Here is a 19751-nt window from a genome sequence, read left to right on the forward strand (position 1 = left end):
GCCAATGACCGTCCTCTACAAAGCCGATCCGGTGCGTGGAGCGCTATGGGCCGAGCGCTTCGCGCAGCTGGCGCCCGATGTGCCGTTCCGGGTGTGGCCGGACATCGGCGATCCCACGGCCGTGCGCTATCTGGTCGCGTGGCAACCGGGAGACCTCGCGCTCACGCTGCCGAATCTCGAAGTGGTGTTTTCGGTCGGCGCGGGAGTCGATCAACTGGATCTGTCGCAGATTCCGGCGCATCTGCCGGTGGTGCGGATGCTCGAGCCGGGCATCGTCGAAGGCATGGTCGAATATGTCACCGAGGCGGTGCTGGCGATTCACCGCGATCTGTTCGATTACGGGTTGCAGCAGCGGGCCCGCGTATGGCAGCCGATGCCGTCGCGCGCCGCCGCGTCGCGTCGGATCGGCGTGCTCGGCCTCGGCATGCTTGGCCGCGCGGTACTGGAGCGTTTGCGGCTGTTCGGCTTCGCCTGCGCGGGCTGGAGCCGCTCGAAGCATGCGCTCGAAGGGATCGACTGCTATGCGGGCGAGGCCGGGCTCGACGAGTTGCTTGCCCGTGCCGACATCCTGATCTGTTTGCTGCCGCTCACGGACGCCACGCGCGGCCTGCTCTGCCGGCGAGTATTCGACATGCTGCCGCGAGGCGCGTCGCTGGTTCACGTCGGCCGCGGACCGCAACTCGTCAGCGCCGATCTGCTCGACGCGCTGCAACGCGGGCAGATGCACAGCGCGGTGCTCGATGTCACCGACCCGGAGCCGTTGCCCGCCGACCATCCGCTGTGGGCGCAACCGCGCGTGCGCATCACGCCGCATATCGCGAGCGCGACGCGGCCCGAACCGGCCGTCGATGCGATACTGGAAAACCTGCGCCGCTATCGCAGCGGCGTGCGGATGATCGGCTTGATCGACCGGACGCGCGGCTACTGATACCCATGCGCGGCCCGACCCCCGAACGCAACCCCATTTCGCCAACTGCGCGGCGTCAGCAGACGGCGCGCGATGACGGCAAGGAGAGATACGTATGACCCGCAAATACCGCATCGCCGTGATTCCCGGCGACGGCATCGGTACCGAAGTGATGCCCGAAGGCCTGCGCGTGCTGGACGCCGCATGCAAACGCTTCGACATCGGCATCGACTACCGCCATATCGAATGGGCGTCGTGCGACTACTACGCGCAACACGGCCAGATGATGCCCGACAACTGGAAGGCGCAACTGCAGGACTGCGATGCGATTCTGTTCGGCGCGGTCGGCTGGCCCGACAAGGTGCCCGACCATATTTCGCTGTGGGGTTCGCTCCTGAAGTTCCGCCGCGAATTCGACCAGTACGTGAACCTGCGCCCCGCGCGGCTGTTCGAAGGCGTGCCCTGCCCGCTCGCTAACCGCAAGCCGGGCGATATCGACTTCATGATCGTGCGCGAAAACACCGAAGGCGAGTATTCGTCGGTGGGCGGCACGATGTTCGAGGGCACCGAGCGCGAAGTCGTGATGCAGCAGTCGATCTTCACGCGCCACGGCACCGAGCGCGTGATGAAGTTCGCGTTCGACCTTGCACAGCGTCGAGCGAAAAAACTCACGGTTGCAACGAAGAGCAACGGTATCGCGATCAGCATGCCGTGGTGGGACGCCCGCGCCGATGAAATGGCCGCCCGCTACCCGGATGTGAAGATGGACCGTCAGCACATCGACATCCTGTGCGCGCGCTTCGTGCTGAACCCGGATCGCTTCGACGTGGTGGTCGCATCGAACCTGTTCGGCGACATCCTTTCCGATCTCGGGCCGGCGTGCACGGGGACGATCGGCATCGCGCCGTCGGGCAACCTGAATCCCGATCGGCGCTTTCCGTCGCTGTTCGAGCCGGTGCATGGCTCGGCGCCCGACATCGCCGGCAAGGGCATTGCCAATCCGGTCGCGATGATCTGGTCGGCCGCGATGATGCTCGACTTTCTCGGCCACGGCGCGGGTGTCGAGCGCGATGCGCACGACACCATCGTCGCCGCGATCACGCGGGTGCTGAAGGAAGGCCCGCGCACGGGCGACCTGGGCGGCAGCGCATCGACCACGGAGGTCGGCGCGGCGATCGCGGCTCGGGTCGCCAATCCGTCCTGATCACTCACAGAGCAGGCAGCACTGACTGCCCGGCGCGCGTCGGGCGCTCTGCCATCGCATGCCAACCGGCACGGAGACCTCATATGAGCACGAATCTCGAACAACAGGCCCGCGCGCTGATCCGCACGGAGAACTTCATCAACGGCGAGTGGGTCGCCGCCGCGAGCGGTCGGCGTTTCGCGGTCACCGATCCGGCGACCGGCAAGCCGATCGCGGAAGTCGCCGACAGCGGCCCCAGCGACGCGCGAGCGGCCACGGACGCCGCCGCTAAAGCGCTGCCCGCGTGGCGCGCGAGGCTGGCCAGCGAACGCGCGGCGGTACTGCACCGCTGGCACGCGTTGATCGTCGCGAATCGCGACGCACTCGGTGCGTTGATCTCACTCGAACAAGGCAAGCCGCTCGCCGAAGGACGCGCCGAGGTGAACTATGGCGCGTCGTACGTCGCGTGGTTCGCCGACGAAGCCACCCGCATCTACGGCGACCTGATTCCGCAGCAGCAGCGCGGCAAACGGATGAGCGCGGTCAAGGAACCGATCGGGGTCGTCGCGGCCATCACGCCCTGGAATTTTCCGCTTGCGATGATCGCGCGCAAGATCGCACCCGCGCTCGCGGCGGGCTGCACGGTGGTCGCGAAACCCGCGGAAGACACGCCGCTCACCGCGATCGCACTGGTGATGCTGGCGCACGAGGCGGGCGTGCCGAACGGCGTGCTCAACCTGATCTCGGCTTCGCGTGCGGCGGCGGCCGAGACGGTCGGCGACTGGCTCGCCGACAGCCGTGTCCGCAAGATCACGTTCACCGGATCGACGCCCGTCGGCAAGCATCTCGCGCGCGAATCGGCGGGCACGCTGAAGAAGCTTTCGCTGGAACTCGGCGGCAATGCGCCGTTCATCGTATTCGACGACGCCGACCTCGATGCCGCGGTCAATGGCCTGCTGGCCGCGAAATTCCGCAATGGCGGGCAGACCTGCGTGTGTCCGAACCGCGTCTTCGTGCAGCGCGGCGTATACGAACGTTTCTCCGCGCTGCTGTGCGCGAAAGTGGCCGAACTGCGGGTCGGACCCGCCAGCGACCCCGCCTCGCAGATCGGGCCCATGATCAATGAGCGCGCTGTGGACAAGATCGCTCGTCATGTCGAGGACGCGCTCGAGAACGGCGCGCTCGTGCTGACGGGCGGACGGCGGCTCACCGAGCTGGGACCGCACTACTACGCGCCCACGGTGCTGGGTAACGCCACGTCGTCGATGGTGTTGTGCGGCGAGGAAACCTTCGGCCCGGTCGTGCCGCTGTTCCCATTCGACAGCGAGCAGGAAGCGGTGCAGGCCGCCAACGACACCCCGTTCGGGCTCGCCTCGTACTTCTACAGCGAGAACATGCGCCGTATCGAGCGTGTCTCGCGCGCGCTGGAAGCTGGCATCGTCGGTATCAACGAGGGCGCGCTCGCTTCAGAAGCGGCGCCGTTCGGCGGTGTGAAGGAATCCGGCTACGGTCGCGAAGGATCGAAGTATGGTCTCGATGACTATCTGTCGATCAAGTATCTGTGTCAGGGAGGTCTGGAGTAAACATGGAAGCCTATCCGATCGAAGTCGCATTTCCGGACCTCTCGGCGCACGCCGACGGCAATACCGGCATTGCATACCTGCACTCGTTCGACTCCGGCCAAGCCGGGCCGCACGTGATGATCAATGCGCTCACGCATGGCAACGAAGTGTGCGGCGCGATCACCGTCGACGCGTTGTTGCGCAGCGGCCTGCGCCCGCGCCGCGGCAAGCTCACGCTGTCGTTCGCGAACGTCGCCGCGTATGCGCGGTTCGATCCCGCGACACCAGACAAAGCGCGTTTCGTCGATCAGGACTTCAACCGCGTCTGGACCGCCGCGAAGCTCGACGATCTGGCGACCCGCTCGTCGGAACTCGATCGTGCGCGCACGATGCGGCCGGTGGTCGACACAGTGGATCTGCTGCTCGACCTGCATTCGATGCATGAAAAAAGCGCGCCGCTGATCGTCGCGGGGCCGCTGCGCAAGGGAGCCGAACTGGCCGAGCGGCTCGGCACGCCCGCCACCGTGATTCAGGACGAAGGCCATCCCGAAGGCCGCCGGATGCGCGACTACGAGGGCTTCGGCGACGACACGAGTCCGAAGAATGCCCTGTTGATCGAATGCGGCCAGCACTGGGAAGCCAGCGCGGTGACGGTTGCGCGCGACTGCACCGCACGCTTTCTGTTGCTCTCGGGCATCGTCGACGCAGCCGACCTGCCGCCCGGCTGGATCGCGCCATTGCCCGACGAAATGCGCATCGTGCGCGTGACCGAACCGGTCGTCGCCAGGAGCATGGATTTCCGTTTCGCGGGTCCTTATACAGGCCTCGAGACGTTCGACAAGGCCGGCACCGTGATCGCATGGTCCGACGGTCAGCCAGTCTCGACTCCGTACGATGACTGCATGCTGGTGATGCCCTCGCTGCGCCAGTTGCGCGCCGGCGTCACCGTGGTCCGGCTAGGCCGGATCGACCGACGTATCGACCTCCGCTCACGACAACAGGAAACAGCGCAATGAAAGTTCAGCAGATCAGGCAAGCCGCGGAAGTCTCCGCACTGGAGGATTGGGGAACCGCGGGCCTGCCCGGTACCGAACCGTCGCGCGTATCGGGACGCCAGTACGTCATTCCCGGTCACGAAGCAATCGATACCGGCGTGTTCGAGTGCTCGCCCGGCACCTATCGGCGCTCCGTCAAGCAGGCGGAGGTGATGCATTTCATCAAGGGCAGCGGCACCTTCACGCCCGACGGAGAAGACACGGTCCGCTTCGCCGCCGGCGACACGCTATTTTTCCAAGCCAACACGGAAGGACTCTGGAACATCGATGAAACGCTGCGGAAGATCTATGTGATCTTCTGACAGCGCACGCACCCGGTATCCGGCTGCTCATGTCAATCATGGTTGCTCAAACATGCTAAGAATCGACGAAGTCCCGAATAGCGAGGGGTTCCCCGATCGCTGCGACGTAGCCGTGATCGGCGGCGGCATTATCGGCGTCAGCACCGCTTACGAGCTGGCACGGCGCGGCGTATCGGTCGTGCTGCTCGAAAAAGGCATCATTGGCGCGGAGCAGTCGGGGCGCAACTGGGGTTGGGTGCGTCAGCAGAACCGCGACCTTTACGAGTTGCCGCTCGCGATGCAGAGCCTGAAGCGTTGGGGCGAGTTGAGCGACGAACTCGGCGAGGACATCGGTTTTCGGCGCAGCGGCATTCTGTACGGAAGCGAGCAGTCTGCCGATGTCGCCCAGTGGGAAACATGGCTCGGCAAGGCGCGCGCGCTCGGCTTCGACAGTCAACTGCTGTCGGCTCGAGAACTGGCCGCGCGCGTTCCGCATAGTCGGGCGAAGTGGGCGGGCGGCGTGTGGTCGCATTCCGATGGACGCGCGGAGCCGTCGCGAGCAGCGCCCGCCATCGCAAGAGGCGCGCAACGACTCGGCGCGCGCGTGCATCAGACCTGTGCGGTTCGCGGACTCGACAGCAGCGCGGGTCGAATCTCCGGCGTATGGACCGAGCGCGGCCGGATTGGCGCGAGCAGCGTCGTGCTGGCCGGCGGCGCGTGGAGCGCCCTGTTCTGCCGGCACCATGGGATCGATCTGCCGGCGGTCAATGTGATCGGCACCGCGCTGCGCACGGCGGAAGCGCCGGCCGTGATAGACGGGTGCTTCTCCGGCCCGAACTTCGCGATGCGGCGGCGGCTGGACGGCGGCTACACGATCGCGGTGCCGGGCTATGGACGCATGGAGATCGCGCCACAGAACCTGCGGCACGCGGTCAAGTTTCGCCAGATGTTCCGCAGCAAACTCAACAAGAAGCTCAAATTCCGGATCGCGCAACCTTTCTTCGGCGGCCCGGAAGGAAGTGCGGACTGGCGCCACGACGACATCTCTCCGTTCGAGGTGACGCGGGTTCTCAATCCCGTGCCCGATGCCGAGTGGCCGACCCGTGCACTGCAAAACGTTGCGACGGTCTTTCCCGAACTGTCGGGATTGCGTATCGCCCATGCGTGGGCTGGCGCGATCGACACGATGCCCGATCTGGTGCCGGTGATGTCACGCGTGGAGGGCAAGCCGGGCCTTGTGATCGCTTCGGGGTTCAGCGGTCATGGATTCGGGCTGGGACCGGGAGCCGGTATGCTGGTTAGCCGCATCGTGACGGACGACGCGACTGGGATCGAGACACAACCATATCGATTGACGCGCTTTAGCGATGGCACCCGGCTGGCGAAACCCGAGATGATGTAACACCCGACGTCGCCCCGCGAAAACGGGCCTTCGGTGCTGTACAGCCGCGCTGATCTCGCTCGACAATCTCGGTGTCTCGTACTTCTTCGGCAATGCCAACACGACGACACTGCCAGTCGTCATGCTGTCGTACCTGCTTGCAGTCGAGAAACTCTATGGCTTGCGATCGACGAACGGTTGATCGCGCAATCGTGGCAAACACTGACCATCAGACCATTGCAGTTGAGTGCCGACCACGCTTGATCCAATTTGCGCCAGCGCATGACCGATGACACGCGGGAATCGGCTTGTAATATCCTGCTAAAAAGGTCATCCGCGAGCGGCTTTGGGCAACCCCAATCGACCTCGACGGAGCCCATGGGGGGAACAGCATGAAGGGCTTCCTTCTGGCGTTGGCTTGCGCGTGTGTGCTGCCGGCCGCCGCGGCGCAGGATTTATTGCCTGGCCCTGCGCCCGGAGCCCCGGTCGCCGCGACGGACTTCCTGGCCCTGGCCAGGCGAGTGGTCGACGCCGCTTCGCGACCCGCTGCACCCTGGAACGGGCCACGCAAGGGGCCACCTGCGCAATCTGGAAAACACATCGCGGTCGTCGCCGAGGATTTGCGCAACGGCGGCATCCTCGGTGTGGTCGATGGTGTGCTGGAGGCGGCCAAGGTGATCGGCTGGCGCGTGAGGATCTTCGATTCCGCGGGTGCGGCCGACCTGCGTCTGAAGATGCTCGCGAATGCGCTGGCAAGCCACCCCGACGGTCTGATCCTCGCCGGCGGCGACGCACGCGCGCTGCTCCCCGCGCTGCGGCCGTTTGCCGAGAACAACATCCCGATCGTCGGCTGGCATGTCGCGGCCCAGGCCGGACCGGTGCCCGACACGCCCGTTGCGATGAACGTGTCGACGGATCCGCTCGAGGTCGCGCGCGTGACCGCGCTGGCGGCCATCGTGCAGTCCGGCGGGCATGCGGGCGTCGTCATCTTCACCGATTCCAATTTCCGAATTGCGCAAGGCAAGGCGGATGAAATGGCTGCCGTCGTTCGCGCGTGCAGTGGCTGTACCCTGCTTGAAGTGCGCGACGTGGCGATTTCGCGCAGCCGGGAACTGATGCCGGGGGCGACACGCGCCCTGCTCGCGCGTTACGGCCCGCGCTGGACCTGTGCGCTGGCGATCAACGACATCTACTTCGACTACGCCGCCCCGGTGTTGACCCAGGCGGGAATGCCGAACGCTGCAATGATCATGCTGTCGGCTGGCGACGGCAGCGAGTCCGCCTTCCTGCGCATCCGCACCGGCACGTTCCAGACCGGCACCGTGGCCGAACCCCTGAATCTGCACGGCTGGCAACTGGTCGACGAAATGAACCGACTTTTCGCGGGCGTTGGCGTCACGGGTTACGTGACGCCGGTGCATCTCGTGACGGCGGACAACGTCGCCGCGGACGGCGGCGATCGTCTACTCTACGACCCTGACAACGGCTATCGCGACATTTATCGTCAGATCTGGCAACGACCGTGAAACTGCCTTTCCCACAATCGCTCACCGCTCAATTTGCGCTCGTTGCTTCGTGCCTGGCCGCGCTGGTGGTCGTCGTCGGAGCCACGACGATTTACTCGTTGACCGGTTCGGCCCACTCGATCCGTCAGCTGGCCGAAGAGCGGCTCACGCGCCTCGCGGATGCGCAGGATCTGGTACAGCACACGCTGACCATTGAACGCCTCGCGTTGCAGTTGTCTCGCGACGATACGATCGATGCCGTGCGCGAGACCCATCGGCATGTGCTCGAACAGCTGGCATCCTTCGACCGCCTGGTTGACCGCCTGGCCTCCGCGACCGCAAGCGACGACCCAGGGGTCGACGCGCTGACGCTCTATCGGTCGAGCCAACGCTTTCGCAACATCGCCAACATCGAGGCGCAGGTGCGCGAGACCGCGCTCGGCACCCGGGGTGCGCCGGCGGATGGGCAGCGGCCGGGCGTGTCGCTGACCAGCCTCGACAAGGACCTGCACGGCGCGGCCGCGGCTCTCGCCGTCGCGGCGCAACGGCAGTCCGATTATTTGACGCGCGACTACCGCGAAGCAGTCCAGGATCTGGCCGGTCGCGCAGATCGCACACGCAAATGGGTGGCGGGTGGAGTCGCGGTGAGCCTGCTGCTCACCTGGCTAATCGCCCGCGAATTCCTCGGGCGCCATGTCGTGGCGCGCCTGCGCCGCGTCAGTCACTTTCTGCGGCACGGCGATGCCGGGAGCACGCAAGCCGGAGTCCCCGTGCACGGCGGCGACGAGATTGCCGATATGGCGCGCGCAGTCGAGCAGTTCCTTGAAGACCGGCGCCAGCGCCGCGCGGCCGAGGATGCGTTGAAGGAGCTCAACGCCGGACTCGAGGCGCGCGTCGCACAGCGCACGGCCGAACTCAGTACGGCGCTTGCGGGTCAGGCGGCCGAGATCGCCGAACGTCAGCACGCCGAAGATGCCGTCCGGGAAAGCGAGAACTTTCTTAACAGCATCATCGAAAATATCCCGGACGCGATCTTCGTCAAGGAGGCCGCGACCTTGCGCTTCGTGCGCTGTAACAAGGCGGCGGAGCAACTTCTCGGCGACCGGCGCGAGGAGCTCCTCGGCCGGTCCGTCCACGATCTGTTTCCCGCGGCGGAGGCTGAATTCTTCGCGCTCAAGGATCGGGCCGTGCTGGAGTCGCATCACATGATCGACATACCGGAAGAGCCGGTTCATACGCGACATGGCGTGCGCCTGGTGCACACGATGAAGATCCCGATCGCCGATGTGCGCGGCGTGCCGCAGTTCCTGCTCGGCATCTCACGCGACATCACGGAGCACAAGCATGCCGAAGCGGAATTGCGGCGCTATCGCGAGCACCTCGAAGACATGATCCGCGAACGGACAGCGGAACTCGCCGTGGCCAAGGAACATGCAGATACGGCCAACCAGGCAAAAAGCGATTTTCTCGCGCACATGAGCCACGAACTGCGTACGCCGCTGAACGCGATTCTTGGTTACGCGCAGATCCTCACACGCGACACGACTCTCGATCAACGCCAGATCGACGGACTCGCAGTCATCCAGCGCAGCGGCGAACACCTGCTGATGCTCATCGACGACATCCTGGATATAGCCAAGATCGAAGCTGGACGAATGGAACTCAATCTTTCCGACGTTCCGCTCGAACAGTTCGTCTACTTTGTCGCCGAGACGATGCGGGTCAAGGCAACGGAAAAGGGACTCGCCTTCGATTGCGAGATGCCGCCCTATCTGCCCGCGGCTGTCCGGGTGGACGAAATACGGCTGCGTCAGGCGCTGCTCAACCTGCTTTCCAATGCGATCAGATTTACCGAGCAGGGGAGCGTGCATCTGAGCGTCGCTTTTACGCCGCCCGCGCGACTATGTTTCAAAGTGCAGGACACCGGCATTGGGATCGATGAAGGGCGCCTGGAGGAAATCTTCAGGCCTTTCGAGCAAGTGAGCGACGACCGGCACCGCTTTGGCGGCACGGGGCTCGGGCTCGCCATCAGCCGGCAACTCGTACGCCTGATGGGCGGCGAGATCCATATCGAGAGTCGTCGAGATATTGGCAGCGTCTTCTCGATCGAACTGGATGTCCAGGTGGTGGCGCCCCCAGCGGCTGTCGCCGCGTCCGGACGGATCGTGAGCGGTTACAAGGGGCCGCGCAAGGCTATCCTGGTCGCGGATGACGTGGCGGAGAACCGTGCCGTGATGGTCGATATGCTGGGGCCGCTCGGATTCGACATGGCGGAGGCTGGCAACGGATCCGAAACTCTGGAGAAAACCCGCTCCCTGCATCCTGCGCTTGTCCTGATGGATGTGGTCATGCCCGGGATGGACGGGCTCGAAGCCACGCGTCGCCTGCGCCAGATGCCCGAGTTCCGGGATCTGCCCATCGTCGCAGTCTCCGCAAGCGCCTCGGGGACCGATGCGGCGCAAAGTCTCGCGGCCGGCGCAAACGCTTTTCTTGCCAAACCGATCGATTTCGGCCGGCTATTGTCCCATGTCGCATCGCTCATGAATGTCGAGTGGATCGACGAAGCGAGCAAGGCGCAAGTCACTGGCGCGGACCACACGGCTGTACCCGCTGCCGCTCCTTTTACCGGGCCCTTGATGGCACCGCCGCAGGGGGAGATCGAAACGCTGCACTACCTGGCGCGACTCGGCGACATGCGTGCCATCGTGCAACACGCCCAACACTTGAGCGAGCTCGACGAGCGCTATCGACCCTTCGCAGACCACCTTTGCCGGTTGGCGAAGGCTTACCGGTCCAAGGCGATCCTCGGCTTCGTCGAGCAATATCTGGAAAGGAGGCTACCGCGGTGATTCGCGCCTCAGAACGCGAACCGCATCATCCTTCGTTTTCTACTCGACGATCATGCCATGCCGGATCGCGTACCGGATCACCTCAGCGTTGTTGGACAGCCCGAGTTTCTGCATCAACCGCATCTTGTGTGTGCTGATCGTTTTCGCGCTGAGGGCACATGCCTGGGCAATTTCATTGATGCTCCTGCCTGCCGCGAGCATCTGCAGGACCTGGAATTCGCGGTCCGACAGTACTTCATGCGGCGGCACGTCGCCGCGCTGTGTATCGAACACCATCGCATCGACGAGCTTCGGATCGATGAAACGGCCGCCGTCCGCGAGCTTGCGGATTGCCGCGAGCAGCACCTCCGGGTCACTGTCCTTGGTCAGATATCCCGTTGCTCCCGCGCGCAGCGCGCGAGACGCGACCTGAGCCTCGTCGTGAATACTCAGCACCAGCACCGGCAACGAAGGATGTTCCGCCCGTACCCTGCGGATCAGGGCGACGCCGCTGATGCCGGGCATCGTCATGTCGAGCAATAGAAGATCGAGCGCGCACGCGCGCAGCTTGTCGATCACTTCCGCTCCTTGCGCCGCTTCACCCGCAACGACGATATCGCTCGTGGTCGCGATGATCTGTCTGAGTCCGCCACGGACTATCGCATGATCGTCCGCAATGAGTATCCTGATCATGTTCGAGCTCCGCCATCGAGCGGAATATGAATCGAAACCATGGTGCCCGCGCCCGGCGAGCTGTCGATCGAAAGCGATCCGCCGATCAGCCGCGCGCGCTCGTTCATGCCGAGCAGGCCATATGAATAGTTGCGACTCACCACTTGCTGATCGAAGCCGCATCCGTCGTCACGCACATGCAGCAAGAGCTGTGCAGCCGTCGAAACAAGCGTCACCTCGACACGTGTGGCGGCGGCATGACGCGCGACGTTCGTCAGCGAAGCCTGTGCAATGCGGAACAGGGCCGTCGCGTGGGCGTCGGACAGCGTGGGTTCGCCGCCTTCGATGCGCAATTCACACGCGATCGCATTGCGGCGGTTGAACTCGTCGACAAGCCATTCGAGCGCAGACACGATGCCGAAGTTAAGCGCCGCGGGCCGCAGGTGGCTCGCGACATTGCGCACCATCGAGATCGTGCCTTCGACCAGTTGGCGCATATCGTCGGCTTTTTTTGTCGCTTCCGCGTCGTGCGCGATGCGCATTTTGAGCAGAGACACGTCCATCTTGAGCGCGGTCAGCAATTGCCCCAGCTCGTCGTGAATTTCCATCGCAATGCGCTTTCTCTCCTCCTCGCGAATCGCCTCCATGTACGCGGACAGTTCGCGCTGCTGCTCGCGCGATTCGACGAGTTCCTGTTCCATCTGCTTGCGCCCCGTAATGTCATTCAGGCCCACATAGATCGCCGGAGAATCGTCGTAAGTCGCGGCGCGCGCCGTCGCCATCGCCCAGAACCGGGTACCGTCCTGGCGCCGGAACTGTATCTCCGTGTTGCGCAAGCCACCCTTGGTCCGCAGATGTTCGATCAGACGCTCGCGCTCGCCCCGCTCGGCGTAGAAATCCGCGATATTGGCGGACAAGCCTTCGTCCATGCCGAAGAGTTCGCGCAGCGGCGGGTTCGTGTACAGGATGTGTCCATCCGGCATCGAGGTGATGCATAGCGGCACCGGACTCGTTTCGACAATCGCGCGAAAGCGAGCCTCGCTTGCCTGCAGGCGCGCGTCCGCGCGCCGCCGCTCGTCGATCTGCGCCCGCAAGTTGGCGTTGGCGCGCGCCAGCTCTTCGGTGCGCAATGCGACACGTCGCTCCAGATCGTCGCGCGCTTGCGATAGCGCGGCCTCCGTTTCCTTGCGCACGGCGACTTCCGCCAGCAGTTGCCGGTTCTGCGCGAGAACCTGCTTGTGCATCACCCGCAGCTCGAGGTGCACGCCAACGCGCGCGACCATCTCATCGACGCGCAATGGCTTGGTCACATAATCGACACCGCCCACCAGAAAGCCTTCGACGCGGTCCTCGTTGTCCATCAGCGAGGTCATGAATATGACGGCGATATCGCGCGTGCGCTCATCGCGCTTGAGGCGCCGACAGGTCTCGAAGCCGTCGATGCCCGGCATCTTCACGTCGAGCAGGATCACATCGGGCTGCGAGAAGGCTGCGCGCTCCAACGCTTCGATACCGTCGAGCGCCACCAGCACGCGAATGCCGCGCGCCTCGAGACTGTCGACAACCACGCCAAGATTCCCCGGCGTATCGTCGACGATCAGAATCGTGCCCGTATACGCGACCGGAGCGGCGAGATGGCTCATGATGCGGTGTTCCCTTCGAGATACCGCTCAGCGGGTTGCAGAATTCCGCTCCACCATGCGTCGAAAATGTCGAGCGCCATATATCCCCGCGAGTGCCGCCGTTGTGGTCGTCCTATTCTGCACTCGATGCCGGCGCCTGGTCCATCACGCCCGCTCCGGGTTTCAAACGTCCGATGAAACGGCGCGCCCCCTGGCCTCACAGCCGCCGCATGCGTGCCTGTACGCCGTTGCGCGCCTGGCCGGCGTTGCCGTTCGCTAGTGCGGCACCTCGCCCGCCACCGCGATCAGTCGGACCGTGCGCGGCAAGGTCAGTTCGTCGATGAGGTCGGCCACCTCGCACAGCGCGCGAAAGTCATACTCGTCGATCTGGTCCGCGTGATTGCGCCGCAACTCACGCATGGTTTCGCCCAGGCGCCTGAGCGCGTGGGTCGTGCTGTCTATCAACGGCCAGCAGTGCATCAAATACGCAAGCGATGTCACGCTGCGCGTCTCGCACCAGGTGTCGAACAGTCGCAGACATATCACGTCGATTTGCTCGATGACGTTTTCGCGCTCCGATAGATAGCCGATCATGTTGCATCAATTCGACATTGCATTTCGATGGCTCATCATCTACGAGCAGAACGTGTGTCGCATTCAGCGCACGCTGGAAAATCAGGGTGTGACTTCCTGATTCGCGTGTCAGGAAATCCTTAGTGTCATTCATGGCGAAAGCCCCCGCAGATGGGCAAGGACGCTTAAATGCCGTTCTACATGCTGCTCCGGTTCAGGAAGTCCTGACGGCTGAAACCAGTGATTCCTGAAGCGACATTCCGGCCGGCGCCGATTGGACGCACGCACCGATCGCCATAGCATCGAATCATCGTGCATCGCGGGGAAAATCATGGCGGGCAACAGATCGCTGCGTTCTCAGGTCGAAAAACTCGTTGGCCCGACGGGGGGCCGAGGGGCGCGCGTGCGTCTGCTGAACCGCTCGCGCTCGGGTGAAACATGCCGGGTGTGCATTCAATTCGATCTGCCGACCGGGGCGTTTTCACTCTTCTTCTTTCGCCATGCCGACGGCGCATGGCACGTGTTTCCGCCGGGCCAGCGCCGTCCGGAAATGGGCATAGGCCGCATGGCGGCCTGATCGTTCAGCCAGCCGGGGAAACGCACATGCACGACGATGCTTCGAACACACTGCCGCAGGACGTGATAGAGCTGCGCGCGTGGCTCAACGACTGGTACGACCATGCATTCGCCGTAGGCTATGTCCATCCGCCCTTCACGCTCGATGAAGCGACAGCCGACCGGCTCGAAGGCTACTTCAAGGCGGGCCTGACGCCGGCCGAAGGCGCAATTTTGTTCTTTGGCGTCGTGCATTGAGAGGCGAGCGATGAAGGCGAAAGACGGTGAAGTCAATCAATGAAACATCACATTGTCGGGCGTTATCGCGGATTCGTCATCGAAGCGCACATGGAGCCGCGGACGGCCCGTTTGTCCGATGGAATCGCGCTGACATATCGCGTCACGTGGTCGTTGCGTAGAAGGACACGAAAACAGCACGTCACCGGTGACTTAGCCGATGCCGTTACCTACGGGTCGGAAAGTGTTGCTCTCACGTGCGTCGATCGCAAGGCTCGCGCTCTTATCGATGCCATGCTAGCGACTCAGGAAGCGTTGAAAACCGTGGGGCTGTAACCCCGATGCCTGGAAGTCCCGCGCCTCGCGCAGCGTCACGCGGACTCGAATGGTCATGCAAGAAAAACGGCTCGACTAGCCGCAGACATCCCTGCCGAGATAGGCAGCGACCGCGCCTGTCACGGCAAAGCCAGACAATTGCTCCGGCGACGCCAGATGCGCGGCGACGATCTCGCGATTATCGAGCCGCAGGCCCGGAAACCCCCATTCGGCGCGGTACGACGACTTCAGCAGCAACAGCGACTGACCGACGTAGATTGGGCGGATTCAACCGGTCGATGCAACACAATGAACGCCGGATGAGCGGCTCACGGTGCAGAGGAAAACATGTGAGCGGACCTACGAGTAAGCGATGAACCTGCTCACGTCCGCGGACTTCGATGTGAAAGCTAGTCAGGAAGATTGGAAAGCAATTGGTCGCGCTGGCCAAACGTATCGTTGCAGCTCGCTCCGACCGGTCGGCGAGTTACGATCCACATACGTTTTCGCCCCGGCGCCCGCGTACGAGAGAAAGGGCAGCTTCATCATCGGTTGTGAGCAGGTTTGCTCCCACGAGCCTTTCCCTGCACACGGCTTGAGCCAGGCTCTGACCTCGCTTCTGCATGAGCCATCGGATAGGCCACACCCGCGCGGTCTGATCCGCGGACGCAGTTACCACCCGCTGGCCGTCCGGGCTGAAGGTGGCGGAGCTTACCGGTCCCTGATGTCCGGTGAGCTTCGCGATCACCTCGCCGGTCCCCGCGTCCCACACCCGCGCGGTCCCGTCCGCGGACGCGGTCACCACGCGCTGGCCGTCCGGGCTGAAGGCGGCGGAGAAAACCGGTCCCTGATGTCCGGTGAGCTTCGCGATCACCTCGCCGGTCGCCGCGTCCCACACCCGCGCGGTCCCGTCCGCGGACGCGGTCACCACGCGCTGGCCGTCCGGGCTGAAGGCGGCAGAGAAAACCGGTCCCTGATGCCCACCGAGCTGGGCGATCTGTTTGCCGGTGACCGCGTCCCACACCCGCGAGGTCCCGTCCGCGGACGCGGTCACCACGCGCTGGCCGTCCGGGCTGAAGGCGGCGGAATAAACCAGATCCTGGTGCCCGCTGAGCTGCGCGATCTGTTTGCCCGTGCTCGCGTCCCACACCCGCGCGGTCCTGTCCCTGGACCCGGTCACCACGCGCTGGCCGTCCGGGCTGTAGGCGACGGAATCAACCGGGCCCTGATGCCCGCTGAGGAGCAAGATCTGTTTGCCGGTGGCCGCGTCCCACACCCGCGCGGTCCCATCCCGGGACGCGGTCACCACCCGCTGGCCGTCCGGGCTGAAGGCGACGGAATCAACCGGGCCCTGATGACCGCTGAGGAGCAAGATCTGTTTGCCGGTGGCCGCGTCCCACACCCGCGCGGTCCCATCCGCGGACGCGGTCACCGCGCGCCGACCGTCCGGGCTGAAGGCTGCGGAATAAACCAGATCCTGGTGCCCGCTGAGCTGCGCGATCTCTTTGCCGGTGGCCGCGTCCCACACCCGCGCGGTCCGATCACGGGACGCGGTCACCACCCGCTGGCCGTCCGGGCTGAAGGCGGCGGAAATAACTGACCCTTGATGCCCTCTGAGCAGCAAGATGCCCATCGCCGCGTCCCATGCGCGCGCGGTCCTATCACGGGACGCAGTCACCACCCGCTGACCGTCCGGGCTGAAGGCGGCGGAATTCACCGGCCCCTCGTGTCCCGTGAGCTGCACGATCACCTGGCCGGTCGCCGCATCCCACACCCGCGCGGTCCTGTCATCGGACACGGTCACCACGCGCTGGCTGTCAGGGCTGAAGGCGGCGGCGCTCACCGGTCCACGATGCCCAGTGAGCTGCACGATCACCTGGCCGGTCGCCGCGTTCCATACCCGCGCGGTGTTGTCATCGGACGCTGTCGCCACGCGCTGGCCGTCCGGGCTGAAGGCGGCGGAGAAAACCGGTCCCCGATGCCCTATGAGCTGCGCGATGACCTGGCCGGTCGCCGCATCCCACACCCGCGCCGTCTTGTCATCGGACGCTGTCACCACGCGCCGGCCGTCCGGGCTGAAGACCGCGGAGCTTACCGGTTCCCGATGCCCGGTGAGCTGTGCGATCACGTGGCCGGTCGCCGCATTCCACACCCGCGCGGTCCTGTCCGCGGACGCGGTCACCACGCGCCGGCCGTCCGGGCTGAAGGCGGCGGAGAAAACCGGTTTCTGATGCCCGGTGAACTGCGCAATCTGTTTGCCCGTAGCCGCGTCCCACACCCGCGCGGTCCTGTCCGCGGACGCAGTCACCACGCGCCGGCCGTGCGGGCTGAAGGCGGCGGAATAAACCAGATCCTGATGGCCACTGAGCTGCGCAATCTGTTTGCCCGTAGCCGGGTCCCATACCCGCGCGGTCCTGTCCGCGGACGCAGTCACCACCCGCCGGCCGTCCGGGCTGAAGGCGGCGGAATAGACCAGATTCTGATGGCCACTGAGCTGCGCAATCTGCTTACCCGTGGCCAGGTCCCACACCCGCGCTGTCCCATCCCAGGACGCGGTCACCACCCGCTTACCGTCCGGGCTGAAGACGGCGGAATCAACCGCATTCTGATGGCCGCCGAGCAACGCAATCTGCACTGATGCTTGCGCGCCACGCATAAGCTCAAGCTCTGCTTCTGCCGATCCCGGCGAAAGCCAACCGTTGCCCATCGCCAGCATCGCGAAGCGCATTGCGCGGTCATAATTTCCCGCGTCGTTCGCCGTCGTCGCGGCCGACGCCAACGCAAGGGAAGTCTGGCGTGCGACCGTCCGAGTCTGGTGAATGATCCACCCGGCAGTCACAATTAAAATGAATGCGATTGCGCCAATCAGTACCTGGATGCGTCGCTGCGCGCCCTGTCCGTGCCCGCTCTTCGTTGACATGGGCTTGATCCTCAACGATTTGTTGCAACTGCGACTCGCGCTCCGCGCGTGCAACCTCCTCGCGCCCGCAGCAAGTCCATCGATAGGAAAGGTCGTCCGCGCCCGGCCGAAAGCAATTCGCACATGTCCAATTCGCAAAGAAATCGCTCGCGCCACACCGTCGCCAAGACGTCTGGGGGCTCCCGGTCACATCGTCTCACGCCACACCACGCACTCGATTCCAGGAAACAGCACGTCAGTGCGCACCAGTGTCCGCCGACCAGGAGCGAGCTGCCGTTGAAGTAGCGTCGGCACCAATGACCGGAGTGGGTGGCGACGATCATCCGCTGCGGGCCGGCAAGCGGTTCTCAATTCAGCTATCGGTCAGGGTTCGGCCACGAGCGGTCCTTCGCGGGTGGTCATCGAAAGTCTGGTGATGATCGACGAGTCGCCATTCGGCGACGAGACGGCGACCTACAATTTGACGGCGCCAGGTCTGTTTGGCCGCCGGGTGTATGCGGCTCAGACGTCCGATCCCCAAATTCCGAAGTAGAAACCGTGGGACGTAATACTGAATCTTCGCTATGCGCGTGCGCGTTGTGCACCAAGACTGGTTTGCTCCGCGTACGGTCACACTGTAATGCCTGACGCAATGCCCGCGTTAGGGACTGTCGAAAATGCAGCCGGAAAACGTTGCTGCAGCACTGGAAGGTTACTTCGCTGCTGAGCGACCAACGATTCAAACCACGGACGAACGTTCTGGATTCCCGCCTTCAACAACAAGTCGGAAACGGCGGCAATGGAGTTTGATTCAGCCGGAAGGAGCAACACTGCGGTGCTGGTCGCTACTATGTCGGGAATTCGCAAGGTATAAGCACCACCAAGAACCGTGGCACACAGTTGACGAAGTTTTAGCGCGATTCCTTTAGGAACCGAAAACGGAATGAACAAAGAGAGCAGCCAGTCGATGACGCCTTCGTTGAGTTCGATGACCTCCAGCCTAGCCCGTAAAGGGACCGGTCGCCGCAGTTGCGCGGCGATATAAGCGGCACCTGCGAAGTGGTGCGAGCCACCAGCGTTGTATAGGAAGAGCCTGCCGTCCCACAACCGCACCCCGACCCGGTCTGTCCTCTGCGGTTGTACGATCCTAACCTCGCGATGTTTGAGCATGCGCTGTAATCCAGCTTCATCAACGGAGGTCTTTTTATAGCTTGAGAAATCGAGACCAAAATCCTTCACCGAGGCAAAGTAACGATCTTGGGATTTGCTGCTCCCTATGCCGTCTATGTCGGTTATATCGAACGCAAAATCGGCGACATTCCGTGCGTTGGCGATACTGCCGACGGGACAGGTCAAGTAATGACTGCACAGGCCCGTAGTAGTTGACGAAAGGCCTTCGAGGCTGAGTCCGGTCTCGTCGAATTCGCGGAGAAAATCAACCCGGCGCAGCGAGCTGCCCCAAATCCCAGGGGCACGCACGTCGAGCACGGCGGGAAGCGTTGCTGGATCGAGCATCCGCAGCTCGTCCCGCAGGCCGAGCCAAGCGGCCATCCGCGCTTGGTCGGCGATCGCGGGCCGTTGGAGCTTGCGACGCGACCACGTCCAATTCTCCCGCTGTGCGACGGAGTCGGGTACCTCTGTCAAAGCTTCGTTAGCAAGCAATCGCCGAAACATTGATTAAGTCCAAAGGTCTGTTGGAATAGTGCCTATTTCGAATAGAAAGGCGCGAAAGCGCTGACTATAGCCGACCGCTACGCGGTTACCCTCGGACGTTCATGCATCCATCATGGATGACCGCACAGGGTCGCGTGCTGCCGGTCATGACACGACACTTGTCGAACGCACAACGACTGGCAAGGCTCGGCCAATTTGAGACTGTCGCGAACGGCTCTGCGAGGTCGCTGAGCGGCTGCCACAAGCCCTGAGTCCGTCCCCGTCAAGTATTCGAGGGCGGCCGATCTGGCCAGTCTGTGCCTAGCCAGCGAGACCCAAAGCCTGATTTGAAAAGGCCGATCCGCTGGTTAGATTTGATGCCATGTCCCTCCCCAAGGTGATATGACTTCTCGTGTCAATATGATCGGTTCTGTGTTTTCGATGTTTGAATTTCCTGAGGGCGACGTAGCAGTAAATCTCGACGGTGGATCAAGCTGATATCCGCGGATTGGCTACCGCATTA

16 protein-coding genes and 1 pseudogene are annotated in these 19751 nt (G+C 63.8%); 11 read left to right on the top strand and 6 right to left on the bottom strand.

The window, feature by feature from the left end; genetic code table 11:
• The first annotated feature begins 4 nt into the window (after positions 1-4).
• The 8 genes from F6X39_RS30340 (at position 5) to F6X39_RS30375 (ending at position 10723) form a co-directional block, all read left to right on the top strand.
• Positions 5-928 (top strand): 2-hydroxyacid dehydrogenase, encoded by a 924-nt coding sequence (locus tag F6X39_RS30340; protein WP_187619295.1) that lies wholly within the window; start codon positions 5-7, stop codon positions 926-928.
• 94 nt (positions 929-1022) lie between these two features.
• Positions 1023-2111: a tartrate dehydrogenase gene (locus F6X39_RS30345; RefSeq protein ID WP_187613527.1), complete on the top strand. Its 1089-nt coding sequence runs from the start codon at positions 1023-1025 to the stop codon at positions 2109-2111.
• Between the two features lie 83 nt (positions 2112-2194).
• Entirely contained in the window at positions 2195-3673 is a 1479-nt protein-coding gene (locus tag F6X39_RS30350; protein WP_187619296.1) for an NAD-dependent succinate-semialdehyde dehydrogenase, read from the top strand.
• A 2-nt stretch (positions 3674-3675) separates the two neighbouring features.
• Complete coding sequence (locus F6X39_RS30355; protein WP_187619297.1) at positions 3676-4668, top strand: M14 family metallopeptidase; 993 nt, start codon at positions 3676-3678, stop codon at positions 4666-4668.
• On the top strand, positions 4665-5009 hold the full coding sequence (locus tag F6X39_RS30360) for a cupin domain-containing protein (RefSeq protein ID WP_018422376.1): 345 nt from the start codon (positions 4665-4667) through the stop codon (positions 5007-5009). Before F6X39_RS30355 ends, F6X39_RS30360 begins: the two co-directional genes overlap by 4 nt.
• A 52-nt stretch (positions 5010-5061) precedes the next feature.
• Positions 5062-6390 carry an NAD(P)/FAD-dependent oxidoreductase gene (locus F6X39_RS30365; protein WP_187619298.1) on the top strand — a complete coding sequence of 443 codons (1329 nt, stop codon included), beginning with the start codon at positions 5062-5064 and terminating at the stop codon, positions 6388-6390.
• A gap of 371 nt (positions 6391-6761) precedes the next feature.
• The gene (locus F6X39_RS30370; protein ID WP_187619299.1) at positions 6762-7895 is read left to right on the top strand and encodes a substrate-binding domain-containing protein; all 1134 of its coding nucleotides are present in this window, start codon (positions 6762-6764) and stop codon (positions 7893-7895) included.
• On the top strand, positions 7892-10723 hold the full coding sequence (locus F6X39_RS30375; RefSeq protein ID WP_187619300.1) for an ATP-binding protein: 2832 nt from the start codon (positions 7892-7894) through the stop codon (positions 10721-10723). The genes F6X39_RS30370 and F6X39_RS30375 overlap by 4 nt, the downstream gene beginning before the upstream one ends.
• A gap of 39 nt (positions 10724-10762) precedes the next feature.
• Here F6X39_RS30375 and F6X39_RS30380 read toward each other — a convergent pair whose 3' ends face one another.
• The 3 genes from F6X39_RS30380 to F6X39_RS30390 form a co-directional block, all read right to left on the bottom strand.
• Positions 10763-11395 (bottom strand): response regulator transcription factor, encoded by a 633-nt coding sequence (locus tag F6X39_RS30380; RefSeq protein ID WP_187619301.1) that lies wholly within the window; start codon positions 11393-11395, stop codon positions 10763-10765.
• The gene (locus F6X39_RS30385) at positions 11392-13017 is read right to left on the bottom strand and encodes a response regulator (RefSeq protein ID WP_187619302.1); all 1626 of its coding nucleotides are present in this window, start codon (positions 13015-13017) and stop codon (positions 11392-11394) included. The genes F6X39_RS30380 and F6X39_RS30385 overlap by 4 nt, the downstream gene beginning before the upstream one ends.
• A gap of 255 nt (positions 13018-13272) precedes the next feature.
• Positions 13273-13590, bottom strand: a complete 318-nt coding sequence (locus F6X39_RS30390) for a hypothetical protein (protein ID WP_187619303.1) — start codon at positions 13588-13590, stop codon at positions 13273-13275.
• A 310-nt stretch (positions 13591-13900) separates the two neighbouring features.
• Between F6X39_RS30390 and F6X39_RS30395 the strand changes: the two genes are divergently transcribed.
• The 3 genes from F6X39_RS30395 to F6X39_RS30405 are packed head-to-tail and all read left to right on the top strand — an operon-like array spanning position 13901 to position 14697.
• Positions 13901-14146 (top strand): hypothetical protein, encoded by a 246-nt coding sequence (locus F6X39_RS30395; protein ID WP_187619304.1) that lies wholly within the window; start codon positions 13901-13903, stop codon positions 14144-14146.
• 26 nt (positions 14147-14172) lie between these two features.
• The gene (locus F6X39_RS30400; RefSeq protein WP_090811076.1) at positions 14173-14382 is read left to right on the top strand and encodes a hypothetical protein; all 210 of its coding nucleotides are present in this window, start codon (positions 14173-14175) and stop codon (positions 14380-14382) included.
• Between the two features lie 39 nt (positions 14383-14421).
• The gene (locus tag F6X39_RS30405; RefSeq protein WP_262414861.1) at positions 14422-14697 is read left to right on the top strand and encodes a hypothetical protein; all 276 of its coding nucleotides are present in this window, start codon (positions 14422-14424) and stop codon (positions 14695-14697) included.
• Between the two features lie 75 nt (positions 14698-14772).
• Here the strand turns inward: F6X39_RS30405 and F6X39_RS30410 are convergent.
• The 3 genes and pseudogenes from F6X39_RS30410 to F6X39_RS30420 all read right to left on the bottom strand — a co-directional run.
• Positions 14773-14955 (bottom strand): annotated as a pseudogene (locus F6X39_RS30410) (NUDIX hydrolase); the annotation flags it as partial.
• 208 nt (positions 14956-15163) lie between these two features.
• Entirely contained in the window at positions 15164-17596 is a 2433-nt protein-coding gene (locus F6X39_RS30415; RefSeq protein ID WP_262414862.1) for a WD40 repeat domain-containing protein, read from the bottom strand.
• Positions 17597-18205: 609 nt separating this feature from the next.
• Positions 18206-19090: a DUF6685 family protein gene (locus F6X39_RS30420; protein ID WP_187619305.1), complete on the bottom strand. Its 885-nt coding sequence runs from the start codon at positions 19088-19090 to the stop codon at positions 18206-18208.
• Positions 19091-19751 lie beyond the last annotated feature (661 nt).

It is taken from the genome of Paraburkholderia sp. UCT2 (genome assembly GCF_014397665.1).
GTDB classification, from domain to species: domain Bacteria; phylum Pseudomonadota; class Gammaproteobacteria; order Burkholderiales; family Burkholderiaceae; genus Paraburkholderia; species Paraburkholderia tuberum.